General features: G+C 52.4%; 8 protein-coding genes and 1 riboswitch. Of the genes, 1 reads left to right on the plus strand and 7 read right to left on the minus strand.

Features of this window, described 5'->3' with window-relative positions; translation table 11 throughout:
- Window positions 1-61: 61 nt before the first annotated feature.
- Window positions 62-3,562 (minus strand): LPXTG cell wall anchor domain-containing protein, encoded by a 3,501-nt coding sequence (locus tag R50912_RS21395; protein WP_042242922.1) that lies wholly within the window; start codon window positions 3,560-3,562, stop codon window positions 62-64.
- A gap of 275 nt (window positions 3,563-3,837) precedes the next feature.
- Here R50912_RS21395 and R50912_RS21400 point away from each other — a divergent pair, with 275 nt between their 5' ends.
- On the plus strand, window positions 3,838-4,599 hold the full coding sequence (locus tag R50912_RS21400) for a YwaF family protein (protein WP_156123245.1): 762 nt from the start codon (window positions 3,838-3,840) through the stop codon (window positions 4,597-4,599).
- 68 nt (window positions 4,600-4,667) lie between these two features.
- On the opposite strand, the gene R50912_RS21405 is transcribed toward R50912_RS21400, so the two are convergent.
- The 6 genes from R50912_RS21405 to R50912_RS21430 all read right to left on the minus strand — a co-directional run bounded on the left by R50912_RS21405 (window position 4,668) and on the right by R50912_RS21430 (window position 12,275).
- On the minus strand, window positions 4,668-5,099 hold the full coding sequence (locus tag R50912_RS21405) for a peptidylprolyl isomerase (RefSeq protein ID WP_039301672.1): 432 nt from the start codon (window positions 5,097-5,099) through the stop codon (window positions 4,668-4,670).
- A 140-nt stretch (window positions 5,100-5,239) separates the two neighbouring features.
- The gene (lysA, locus tag R50912_RS21410) at window positions 5,240-6,574 is read right to left on the minus strand and encodes a diaminopimelate decarboxylase (RefSeq protein ID WP_042237706.1); all 1,335 of its coding nucleotides are present in this window, start codon (window positions 6,572-6,574) and stop codon (window positions 5,240-5,242) included.
- A 193-nt stretch (window positions 6,575-6,767) separates the two neighbouring features.
- On the minus strand, window positions 6,768-8,534 hold the full coding sequence (locus tag R50912_RS35975; RefSeq protein WP_442950526.1) for a spore germination protein: 1,767 nt from the start codon (window positions 8,532-8,534) through the stop codon (window positions 6,768-6,770).
- 1,151 nt (window positions 8,535-9,685) lie between these two features.
- Window positions 9,686-10,111 carry a stage V sporulation protein AB gene (locus R50912_RS21420; RefSeq protein WP_042237707.1) on the minus strand — a complete coding sequence of 142 codons (426 nt, stop codon included), beginning with the start codon at window positions 10,109-10,111 and terminating at the stop codon, window positions 9,686-9,688.
- A 2-nt stretch (window positions 10,112-10,113) separates the two neighbouring features.
- Window positions 10,114-10,773: a stage V sporulation protein AA gene (locus R50912_RS21425; RefSeq protein ID WP_042237709.1), complete on the minus strand. Its 660-nt coding sequence runs from the start codon at window positions 10,771-10,773 to the stop codon at window positions 10,114-10,116.
- A gap of 530 nt (window positions 10,774-11,303) precedes the next feature.
- A complete protein-coding gene (locus tag R50912_RS21430) occupies window positions 11,304-12,275 on the minus strand; it encodes a DMT family transporter (RefSeq protein ID WP_042237712.1) in 972 nt (323 codons plus the stop codon).
- A 129-nt stretch (window positions 12,276-12,404) separates the two neighbouring features.
- Window positions 12,405-12,553, minus strand: a riboswitch (FMN riboswitch).
- Between the last annotated feature and the right edge of the window lie 195 nt (window positions 12,554-12,748).

Raw genomic sequence — 12,748 nt, forward strand, 5'->3', positions numbered from 1 at the left:
ATCTGCCGCCTGCTCTTGGTGAAGGCTGATCATATAATCAGCTGTCCTGATCCACTACCGTTTATTCCTGATTCCGGTTCCGTCTGAACACCCGGTGTAATACGAACCCGATCAGGATCAAACCGAGTCCTGCCATATAGATCGGCAGCGGGCTGTTCTCTCCAGTCTGCGGCAGTGTTCCGCCGGAGTCTGTTGCCGTGACCGTCCCTTGCGGGATGTCTTCATCTTCAATATCAACACCGCCGAGCGGAATGTCCTCATCAACCGGCACTTCCGGTGCCGGCGTGGCTGGTGCCGGTGTAACCACCGCTACCGGCGCAGAAGGCTGCGCTGTTGCGGGTAAGCCTGGACCTGCCGGAATTTCCAGATCATCAATAATGATCCCCGGAACCACCGTGCCCGCCGGTGTTGGTACCGGCGAAATATCTGGTGTGACAGGCGGTGCTGTAGGATTCGGCGTTACCTCCGGTCCATTCGTTGCCGTTGGAGCAGCCGTTGGCCCAGCTGTCTCTACAGGCGGTACCGTTGGAAGCGGCGTGGCTGTCGGTGCTTCTGTCGGCGCAATGGTGGCTGTCGGTATAGGCGTTGGTGTGGCTGTCGGCTGCTCCGCAGGGGTATTCGCTAAGGTCAGATTCACTGCTGCGGATGAACCGATAGTCACCGCATGCTCACTTGTATCGAGCACATAACCTGCCGGTGCTGCAGTTTCAATCAGTACATAGCTGCCCAGCCAGATATTGTTGAATACTGCATTGCCCGCTGCATCCGTAGTCCGGGTATTCACAAGCACACGATCGCTGCCGTTCAGGCGGTACAATTCAAAGGTGGCACCGGCAAGTGCTTTGGTGCTGTCACCTGCATCAATTTTGTGGACATTCAGCGTTCCTCTGACCCCGCTGCCCGTTCCCGAGCCGCTGGATACGCCGACTATAATTTCTTTGCTGGTCTCCTTGGTGACCTGTACGACATTATTCCCGCTGAAGTTAACGGTATTGACCAGCTTATCCCCCGTATTCGCTACGATCAGGGATTGATATTCAAGCACATATGCGGAATGGATATCCTGGAGGAAGCTAAGCACAAATGTCTGCTTACCCTCTGCATCAGCACTGATATTCAAGGTGTAGTCCGTATCCTTTACAAGCTCAGGTCCGCTCTTCGTTACATCACCATTCACGGCTGTAACTGTCCGGTACAGATGGAACGTGTCCGGCAGCAGAATCTGATTGGTACTTGGCACATCTGTAATTAAGGCATCCTTCACATGGGACTGCGTCCGGTTAATAGCGATCGTCCACTGCAGCTTATCACCGATCTGAACGCCGTCTTTGAACACATATTCATCGCCATGCGGAATATTCACCGAGGCCTTCAGATCTTTGGAGACCTTCTTGGTACCATCCAGCAGATTGGCTGTGTTAGCAACGTTAGTACCAATCAACTGCCCTGCAAGGCTTGTTTTGAATACAACATAATAAGGTGAATTGATCGCATTGTCAAAATCCACCAGAAGCTCATTCCCGCTTCCGACAGTGTAGCTATAGGAGCTGGCGGCAAGTTCGGTGCCGAAGCTGTGAGCCCCTCCGGGAGCAATATTCATCCGGTACACTTTTAGTGAACCCGGCACCAGTGACTGTCCCGCGTTCAGTATGTCCGTTACCCGGGGATCAGCAATAGCCTTACTGTTGTAATTGACGCCCACTGTCCAGGTGATCTCTTTGGCAGACGCATCATATACCCCGGATTTGAAGCCGTTGTTCTTCACCTCAGGACCCGGAATGAACTGCCCTCTGGCTTCTGTCCATTGAGCGTTATTCGCGCTGTCCTTCCAGTCAATCCGCGCTACGTTAATGAAATTATCTGTAGTACCTGTAAGCCAGTCATTACTGAATTCAGTCCGATAACTAATTGTGTATGTGCCACTGATCGGCGAATTGAATTTCACCTTGAAGCCTTCGTTAGGCTGTGCCGGTGAACCGGCAATCAGTGAATACGCTGAAGCATTAAGCACGGTGCCGGCTTCATTGCGAACGACCAGTGAACCCGCGATAAACTTCTGGCCGCCGTAAGGGAAACTATCCGTAACCACTACCTGGCTCATCGGATAATTATCGCCGTTCAGCGTAATCTTCCAATCCGTTACATGGGTGGCGTAGTTGACTCCTGACAAATTCTTATAAATGATGGCCGGCCGGATAAGCTGTGTAGCCTTATCGCTATAAGTACTGTCTGAGACAGTGTTGGTAATAGTGGTGTCGCTGAATACGCGGTCTACTGCTTTGGTCTTATATTCGATCAGATATGCAGAGGTCACAGCATCTGCAAACTCCAGTTTGAATCCGTCGTTTGTGCCTTCAACAACCGGCGTTACTGTATAGTCTGCACCTGCGGTTAGAGCCGTCCCTTTCGTAGCTCCTCCTGCAGAATCCAGCGTCACCGGATAAATCCGCAGCGAGTCTGCAACCAGCTGCTGGGAATGATTGAATACATCTGTCAACACCGCATTCTCTGCAGAGATCGTGCGTTTATTGTAGTTGTATTCAATAGCCCAGGTGATGGTCTGCTTCCCCCACTCATAGCTGGCTGCCTTCTTCTTGATGCTTCCTCCGCGTTCAATAACGACTGTAGCCGAGCTGCTTACCGGATCACGTCCATCACCGGTGAAGGTAGCGGTATTCGTGAAGCTGGTCAGACTGTCGCTGACTACCTGGGTTGTATAGGCAATGCGGTACGCACCTGTGATTACAGGGTCCGCGAAGCGGAGAACAAGTGCACCGCCGGAAACGTCAGCGGTATAATTGCTGCTGTCTACAAGCTGGCCTTGAGTCACTGTACCGTCAAGCAGAACATTCAGCTGGTACACCGCAAGGGTTACCGTGCTGTCCAGCGACAACCCGGCAGGAACAGGGTCTGTCACCACCGCATTGCTGACCGGTTCCAGCTTCTTATTGACATCCACCGTCCAGAAGATATGATCAGCATTGAAGCCGCTGGACACACCTTTTTTCTCAATCGTCGAACCTACGGATGGCTTAAATGCCACACTAATGGTCTGTACCCCGCCGTTTACGGGGAATAGAATCTGCTGAACCGTACTGCCGCTTATCACCTGTTTATCGAATTTGGTATTAATCCGCAGGGTACCCTGTACGTTGTCATGACTCTCGATGTAGTCGTTGAAAGTCATGACTATCTGATGTGTCGACTGGCTCACTGTGAACGTCCCGACATCTCCATCGTCGGACACGAGTCCGCCCTGGATATCATTGAACAGCTCAAACTGCTCAGGAAGCTGGAAGGTGAAGCTATCTCCCTGGATATACCCGTGCCCGTTTGGAAGCGACCAGGTATAATCCAGCGTAACAGTAGAGTCCACATCATATACACTTCCGGTTACGGTCTGTCCGTCCGGCCCATACACGGCCATCGATACACTGGTAATAATATCTCTGTCCTGCTCGATTCCCTCCGCTTTAACCTGCTGGGTGAATCCCAGTCCGTAGGCATACTGCACAAACAGCATGATTATTACAATTGCCAGACTTGTTCTTTTTTTCACCATTTCCCAGAAGCCCCCGTTCTTAAGTTTGATATGAAACGAGCATACAGAAAAGATGGCTGCCGAACGCACCGGTAAAAACACTCCGCCTTATGGGTCGTTATGTATACGGGCATATGCGTCCATCTTATGTAAATAAACCGATACTCCTGTCTTTTCTGTCTAGCCCGAACGATATATACTTATATCACCTAAGAGTAGATCTTTAGAATCAGTTATATTCAAATTCTGAACTTTTATTTTCTTTTATTTATTTCTGGATTCAAGGAGAGAGCACAGTGAACCTTAATCTTTTTTGGGACCGCCATCGTAATCACGATTTCTTAATGTTCTCAACCCCGCATCTCATGGCACTGTCCATCGTCGCCCTATGCTGTCTGCTGCTCTACGGATCGCGTTTCGTCCTGCGTACACACTCCGGTCTGAGGCGCAGTGTCCGCCTGCTGCTGGTACTGCTGCTGATCGCCTGCGAGGGCGGGCTCCATGTCTGGTATGTCTCCCAGGATATCTGGAGCCGCAGTTCCTCCCTGCCGCTTGAACTATGCGGTATTACCCTGCTCTTGTCGGTGATCATGCTACTTACACGCAGCAGGCTGCTGTATTCTTTTCTCTACTTTGCCGGGATCGGCGGTGCATTCATCGCCCTGCTTACGCCTAATCTGGTCTACCCGTTTCCGCATTTCCGCTTCCTGCTGTTCTTCATCGCCCACGGGTCGATTATTCTGGCATCCCTGTACATGACCTGGATTGAAGGCTATAAGCCTACCTGGCGCTCGCTCTTCTTCACCATGCTCTGCCTGAATGTTATCGCCGTATGTGTCTATGCCGCCGATATGCTGCTGGATTCCAACTATATGTTTCTGGCTCACAAGCCCGGCACGTTCTCCGTACTTGATTATTTCGGCCCCTATCCGTATTATCTGCTCGTCGAAGAGGCCTTTGCCTTTGTCATCTTCCTGCTGATGTTCCTGATCTTCTTCAAGCTACCCGAGCTGTATGCCTCCCGGCGCAGCCGCAGAGGCTGGACCGGAACGAGGTAAAGGCTAATATGGGCAAAAAAAAGCACCCGGCTGGATAATCCAGCCGGGTGCTTTTGACGATGCTTGTATTATACTTCTACTACTTCAACGGTAGCCATTTTGTCGCGGCCTTTGAAAGCATCGACTTGGTCCATACCTTCAACCACTTTACCGAATACAGTGTGTACCCCGTCAAGGTGAGGCTGTGGAGCATAAGCGATGTAGAACTGGCTTCCGCCTGTGTTCTTACCCGCATGGGCCATAGCCAGGGAGCCGCGCTCATGCTTGTTCGGGTTAATCTCGCAGTTGATGGTGTAACCTGGGCCGCCGGAGCCTGTACCATTAGGACAGCCGCCTTGAGCTACGAAACCTGGAATTACACGGTGGAACAACAGTCCGTTGTAGAATCCGTCTTTAGCCAGTTTCTCAAAATTCGCTACAGTATTAGGCGCATCCTGTTCGAACAAGTCAATCAGCACGACACCGCCGTTTTCGAGTGTAATTTTCGCTTGCTTAGCCATATGTAAATGACCCCTTTCGAAATGACAAATATTGAACACTTTTATTAGTTTACTATGAAACGGGGTACAAAGCAAAGCAAGCGGGAACGATTCCCGCCTGCCCTCATGGAGTGCCCTGCAGCTTATGCAGCAGGTATGGTTTAATTCGTAACGGTCTGTTTGGCAATACGTGCCGGCACAATATCATTGGCCACGATATCCTGATGCGATTCACGGCGAACCACCAGATCGCTCTGGCCGTTCTGCACGAAGACAACCGCCGGACGGCGGATACGGTTATAGTTGCTGGCCATGGAGTAATTGTAGGCTCCTGTGCAGGCAACAGCGAGCAGATCTCCGCTCTCCACCTTCGGAAGCTCTACATCCCAGATCAGCATATCCCCGCTCTCGCAGCATTTGCCGGCGATGGATACGGTCTCCTCGTTAGGCTCAGTCGCGCGGCTTGCGAGCACGGCTTCGTACTTGGATTCATACAGCGCCGGACGCGGATTGTCCGTCATACCGCCGTCAACGGCAACATATTTGCGCACACCCGGAATTTCTTTGCTTGTTCCTACGGTGTACAAGGTCGTACCGGCATCGCCTACGATACTGCGGCCCGGCTCAACCCAGATCTGCGGCAGCCCCTCGCCGATACCGGCAAAATGCGTCTTCACCGCATCCGTAATGGCCGCAACATATTCCGAAACCTGCAGCGGAGTATCACCATCCACATAACGGATGCCGAAGCCGCCGCCAAGATTGACGACCGGGAAGCCGATGGCAAGCTCTTCTTTCACTTTGCGGGTGAATTCGGCAATCCGTTCAACCGCCAGCTGGAAGCCTTCTGTCTCAAAAATCTGCGAACCGATATGGGAGTGAACCCCAAGCAGCTTCAGATTAGCTTTGCTGTCTGCCTGCTTAACCGCTTCCTGCGCCGAACCGTTGCCGATATCGAAACCGAATTTGGAGTCCGTCTGTCCGGTGGATGCGTAAGCATGGTGGGCATGCGCCTCAACGCCCGGTGTGACACGCAGCAGAATGTTAACCGTTACTTCCTTACGGCCAGCAATCGCCTGCAGCAGGCTGAGTTCAACCAGGTTATCGACTACAAAGCAGCCGATGCCTGCATCAATCGCCATTTCAATCTCATCCGGAGTCTTGTTATTGCCGTGGAAATGAATTCGTTCAGCCGGAAAACCCGCTTGCAGCGCGGTATACAGCTCTCCGTCGGAAACGACGTCCAGCGACAGTCCTTCCTCATCCGCCAATCGGCACATGGCCATCGTTGAGAAAGCCTTACTGGCGTAGGCAACCTGGAAACCGAGTCCTGAAGCTGTAAAAGCGTCCATGTACTCGCGGCAGCGGCGCCGGACCAATTGCTCGTCCACTATATATAGCGGGGTACCATACTCCGCTTTCAATTCTGTCACATCACATCCGCCGATTTCCAAATGCCCTGCATCGTTAATTCGGCTCGTCCCGTGTAAAAACATTGCGCAGTCCTCCAATTTCTGTGGAATATCTGTTCCACCCTGTCTAGTATATGTTACAGAACCCCGCAGCGTTCCTTAAAGTGTGGCCTCAGGAGAGGAATTCCACTTTATTGCGTGGCTGTTTAGTGTATTCAGTATAGCAGACAGAGGGAACTCCATAGAATGGACTAATTTGCAGTTGATTTGTATTTTCCTACGACTTGTGTTCCTTCTCCTGCTTAGGCGGCATCCGGGTATTATCCCGTGTTTTGTTGAAGGAAGGCCTTGTTTTGGAGCTGAGCACCGGCTGGCGCAGGAGGATTTCACCCATCGCTTTTGCATTAAACGGTATAAACGGCCACAAATACGAAGAATTGTAGGACCGGTGTGTAGTCAAGAGCACCACCAGCAGCGTTGTCCCGATCATGAAGCCTGGAATCTGGAACGCGGCCACCGCCAGCAGAAGTGCAAGCCTGACAATCCGGTTGGCCAGCCCCAGCTCATAGCTTGGCGTTGCAAACATTCCGATGGAGGCCACTGCCATGTAGAGCACCACCTCGTTGACAAAAAGACCGGTCTGCACGGCGATGTCACCTACCAGTATCGCAGCAATCAGCCCCATCGCCGAGCCGAGCGGTGTAGGTGTATGGACAGCGGCCATCCGCAGAAGATCCACCCCTAATTCAACGATTAAGAATTGGGCGATAAGCGGGATTTTCGCCGTCTTTTGCGGACCGATAAATTCCAGCATGGCCGGCTTCAGCTCCGGATGAATAACCAGCAGCATCCACAGCGGCAGCAGGAACATCGAGGCAAAGATACCGATGAAGCGGACCCATCGCAGATAGCTTCCCATAAAAGGCGTCTGGCGGTTCTCTTCCGCATGCTGGCAGAGATCAAAGAACGTCGTCGGCAGAACCATGACACTCGGCGAGGTATCCACGAAGACTACCACTCTGCCCTCCAGCAGATGGGAAGCCACAATATCCGGCCGCTCCGAGTACCGCACCAGCGGATACGGATTCCATCCGCCGCCGACAATCGCCTCCTCGAGCTGTTTGTCAGCAAGGGGAATTCCGTCGATATCGACGCTTTTCAGCTTATCGGTAACGGCCTGCACCTGAGTCTTGTCGACGATATCGTCAATATAGGCTACGCAGACATCGGTCCGGGTCCGGCGTCCGATCTGATGCATCTCGTATTTCAGCCCCGGGTCGCGTATCCGTCTTCTGACCAGAGCCACGTTGCTCAGGAGCGTCTCTGTGAAGCCGTCGCGCGCTCCGCGGACCACCCGTTCAATTGAAGGCTCGTCCGGACTGCGCGAAGGATACGAACGGGTATCCATGATAATAACCTGGCTTTCGCCCTCGATGAAGAACACGCTCATGCCTGATAAGACTTTATTGATGCTCTCGCTGAGCAGCTCACCCTTCTCTACCTGGACATGGGGAATATACTCGCTCATGAAGCTGGCGAACACATCGGTAGATATATTATCCGGGGTCAGATAGGTCAGACGCTTCAGAATCTCGTCAATAATGGTATCCTTGGCGAACCCGCTGATGCAGAGCAACGCAACGCGCCGCCCCCCAAAGGACATTTCCCTGAAGACGATATCAAAAGATGAACCCAAACCCATGACTTCAGTCAGGGTTTTTTTGGTATCCTCCAGGTTACTCGATACCTTATCATTGCCCTGCCAGTACTTAATAGACTCCTCCAGAGAGTCGGAACGTTCATTGTCGCGTTTCTGCTGCCGCAGATCTTTGGGCTTACCGGCGGAGTCTACCTCTTGACTGACCTTGGCTTTCTTAGTCTTGGTGCCGGACTGATCCCCGGCCTTCTGCGGAGCTCCAGATTTATCTGGATCATTACTTGCGGAACCCCCTCTCTGTGCCTGCCTGGACGATCCCTCTTCACCTTCATCTTCACCAGAAGCGTCCCGATCTTCTTCCTCAGGCTCTTCATCATCTCCGAACAATCTGGCAAAAAATCCTTTATGGCTCTTCTCCGTTGTCTCGGAACCCAGTTCGTCTGATGTCTCCGTATCCTGTGATTGGATGCCGGAGGCTGGAGCTGGCGGGTTGTCTTCGCCGGATGCTGAAGCTGTGCCAGCATCATCGTCAGCAGCGGATACCTCGGCTTCCTGCTTGTCCTCATCTTCCCCACTTGTACCCTGGGCGGTAGTCTTCTCTGTAGCCGGACGGCCTTGATCAGGTTTGTCCGGGCCCTCCTGATCCGGTGTACCCGCCCCATCGGAAACCTGCAAGTCGTGGTCCCCGTAACCGGTTGCTCCGGAATCCACTCCGATATCCGCACCGGACTCCGCTCCGCGATCTCCACCAGATTCCTCTTCACTTGCAGCTTTATCTACTTGTTCAACTGAGGCGGAACCTCCCTGCGGCCGGCCGGGCTGGCCAAGCTCGTCCGCAGCCTCAGTATCCTGATTCTGTGCGTCACCGGAGTTCGCCCCGTCTCCCTGTCCCGGTCCGGCATCATCTCCAAACAAGCTGCTCAAAAATCCTTTGACGCCACCACCGGACTCCTGGCTATCCGAATCGTCTCCGGCTGCGTTGCCGTCCTTCGGTGTGCTGCCGGAAGCCCCGTTATCCGCTGCGTCTCCTGTTTCATGGCTGTCCTCCGCTGTGCTGCCTGCAGCCGCGTTATCTGCTGCGTCTCCAGCTTCACGGCCTTCCGCTGCATTACTATCAGCAGGCTCTGCCTCAGAGGACCTGCCTTCTGCACGCGAACCGGCATCCATGCCAGAGCGGATTTCCGCACCGCCCTCTATCGGCCGGGTAACAGCTCCCAGCTCACCTGAAACCTCCGTCTCCTGCGGTTGTCGTCCGCCTACACCATCCTGATCTATAACTTGTCCTTCTTGCCGCGTCTGAACTCTATCAGCACCATCCCGCTGTGCAGCCTTCGCTTCACCCTGCGGTTGGACTCCGTCTACCCCCTCCTGCTGCGCAGCTAAGCGTTCATCTTGCCTTTGACCCCCGTCTGCAACACTTTGCTGTGCAGCCTGCGCTTCATGCTGCGGCGGCTTTTGCTGTTCCGGCTTGCCATGCTTTTTATCCGCTTCCACCTGATCACCGCTGTGAATATACCTAACCACCCCGTAGCCTCCTTTTACTGTCGGTATACAAACCAGTCGAACAATGAACCTGCCACTTTGCCGCATACCATAGCCATCAGTAGTCCAAACAACATATGTGTCATATGCAGTCTTTTGGCCAGAATCGGCAGTACATTCAGTACCTCCGTCAATGCAGCGGCCAGCATACCGATGAATACTCCGTCAAACAGTCCAACCCCCAGCTCTATCAGCGGGCCTGCATTTATTTTCCAGTTCCAGAAATCACTCATCGTTCCCAGCAGTGAGCCCCCGACCATGGCCCCTTCATACCAGTGCACTTTATCGTAGGAGGAGGTCAGCTGCGCCAGCCGGGGCACCATATCAAGCACTATAAAAAGAGCGATTACCCCGCCGCCGACAGCGATTCCTCCGGCAATGCCGAGCAGCAGGTTAAGCCCGAGTGATACTTGTGCAGTCATGCTCACTCCCCCCTGCGCACCGATGCATCATCTCCGCGGCGTTTCATTTTGCTATATTCCTCGTTGACGACATAGTGGTCGATATTTTTCTGATACAGGAACATCTCCACTTCGAGCGGTGTCGGCTCCTCGTTCCATTTCTTTTTGAACAAATGGTTGAAAAAAATAACCATCCCCAATCCAATGCCCAGCGAATAGGCGATCTGAAATACGTACGGATGCTCATCCCTGCGGCCGGTCAGCATCTCCACAATCCGGATCTGCACCTCCTGCATGCTGACATCAGCATGGAAATTCATGATCGTCAGCGCCGAGCCGAAGAACAGCAGCAGCCATACCAGTACAAACAAAGCTATGGAAGGTTTGTTTGCCGTTGCCGGACCTTCAATCTGCACAATCGTCCGCCCTTCGCCAATCGGCTGGATTTCCGCATGCGGAAGCAGCTCATGAATCCGGGGAATCACCGTCAGCAGATCAATCAGAATCAGATTGCCGTCACTTTGCTCCGGCTGCAGCAGCAGCAGTGAATACAGCGGCTCCCGCCACTCCGGCTCGGTAATCAGAAAGGCTACATCGCGCAGCATCACATCCTTGCCTTTGGGCACGGTTACCCGGTTTTTGAGCTGTATATAAATGGCGGGAGCCGGGTGAGGATTGTCCATTGGCGGTGCCTCCTAAGGTTTGTAGTGTGAAGCAGCTGAAGATGCAAGAATAACGGTAGTATGGGAGAAAAGGTTTATTTTTACTCTTTAACCCTGTAATTCATATTTATTGTTATTTACATAGAGGGATGGAAGGTTATGAAAAGAGGAAACAGGCTGTACATCTCGCAGACACAGCTGAAGCAGTTGGGATATAACAAACTCCATACCTGCAGCTGTAATAACAGCAGCAGGACGAGAACACAAACCGGATGTCTGGCAGAGTGAGCCGGCCGGTTATTCATTCTCATAACTGGAGCTTGGCCTGCTCTTCATGACCCCACCGCTAGCCAGGGAGGACTGAAAATCCTCTATTCGGGCAGATCCGTCGGATTCGCCGGCCAAACGGACTCAGAATCACTAGCAGATTCGGGTCATCAGACCTATAAAAAAACAAGAGGATGTCCCGGGCCATTGCGGCTCGCGGGAACATCCTCTTTTGGTGATACCGTAACCCTGGGGTCGTCCCCTCAGGCTGCGGCTATCCGTTGTTAATTCTGTTTGATAAGCTCAGCCTGATGTCCCTGACGGCTCTGCTGGCTCGAAATAAAGAACAGCGCCGTCCAGATCAGCGCAAAGCCGATAATTTGCGGCAGAGTCACAAGCTGGTGATATACAATCCAGTTAATCAGAATCCCCGTCATCGGGAAGCTGAGTTCAGCCAGAGTGGCTACAGAAGCCTTGGTTGTGTTCAGGCCTTTGTAATAAAGCAGCATGCTGAGCAATCCGGGCAGCAGAGCCTGCAGCAGGAGATTAATGGCAACAGCGGCCGAACCGCTGATTCCGCCGGTAATCTGCCACGGAGCTCCCTCCATGCTGGTAATCACGAATAAAAGCGGCAACGCCAGAATAAAGCGAAGGGAAGTTACAGTTTCATATTTCATGGAACCCAGCAGATAGCGGCCCATGACAGTCGACCCGCCCCATAATGCGGCGGCGCCCAGCGCCATAAGACTGCCTACACCCATGAAGCTGTTCACATGGCCGAACGGAATCGTCCAGCCAAAGGTAAGCAGGTAAGTGCCTAATAGTGCAACAATGATAAGCGGTGCGAAATTCTTAGGTAAGCGTTCTTTAAGGATAACAGCGGCCAGACCAATGGCGAAGAGCGGCTGCAGCTTTTGCAGCAGCAGTACAGCATTGAAATCTCCGCTGGATAATGCTTTGGTGAACAGAATCGTTGCTACAGCTGAACCGCCCCACGATACAACCAGCAATGCACCGGCCTGGCGAAGGCGAATCCCCTTCAGTTCGGCGCGCTGGCGCCACATTACAGGTGCAGCAACCAGGAAGAGCACTACATGCTCCAGCAGGACGATCTGTGAAGAGGTCAGGGATTTCAGCAGGATAATACGGAACAGCGGGTCAACACCCCATAGGGCTGCCCCCAGAACTACCAGCCAGAATCCGCTGCGCAGCGGTGCGGTACGGACGCCTTGAGATGAAGCAGATACATTACTCATCATTCATTCTCCTTGTCGATACAAACCCTCGATAAGAGACCAAAAGCCCCCGAGTCACCTGTAAACAGGGCAAACAACGGGGGCCATTATCAATAAAGACATCAGGGAATACACCCGCTGCCTTTACCTTATGATCCTCTCCCATCCGGACTTTACCGTCGGCTCTGGATTGTCACCAGATCAGTCGCTTTCTCTTGTAAAAGAGTAACGAGTCGCGGGCTTAGTTCACTTGGAACATCACCGCCGGTCAGGAATTTCACCTTACCCCGAGAATCTTGTATTCTGTTATTTTTTTCACAATCTCAGGATAACTCCGTTTCATGAATTCGTCTAGCCTTTTTATGAAAATATCCGCATTTTTTTCATCGTACAATCATTTTTCTGAGAAAATGCTTCATTTCGCAATTACACGAACTGCATAGTTTGGCAGAAACGGAGCCTTGTTATAGAATAAGATACGAATAAACTATTTA

Origin of the sequence: Paenibacillus sp. FSL R5-0912 (assembly GCF_000758605.1) — a bacterium.
Lineage (GTDB): Bacteria > Bacillota > Bacilli > Paenibacillales > Paenibacillaceae > Paenibacillus_AQ.

Excerpts from the sequence above, each read along its gene's own strand:
- lysA (WP_042237706.1), bottom strand. The coding sequence starts at position 6,574 with ATGTTTTTACACGGGACGAGCCGAATTAACGATGCAGGGCATTTGGAA.
- R50912_RS21395 (WP_042242922.1), bottom strand. The coding sequence starts at position 3,562 with ATGGTGAAAAAAAGAACAAGTCTGGCAATTGTAATAATCATGCTGTTT.
- R50912_RS21420 (WP_042237707.1), bottom strand. The coding sequence starts at position 10,111 with ATGACTGCACAAGTATCACTCGGGCTTAACCTGCTGCTCGGCATTGCC.
- R50912_RS21405 (WP_039301672.1), bottom strand. The coding sequence starts at position 5,099 with ATGGCTAAGCAAGCGAAAATTACACTCGAAAACGGCGGTGTCGTGCTG.
- R50912_RS21425 (WP_042237709.1), bottom strand. The coding sequence starts at position 10,773 with ATGGACAATCCTCACCCGGCTCCCGCCATTTATATACAGCTCAAAAAC.
- R50912_RS21430 (WP_042237712.1), bottom strand. The coding sequence starts at position 12,275 with ATGAGTAATGTATCTGCTTCATCTCAAGGCGTCCGTACCGCACCGCTG.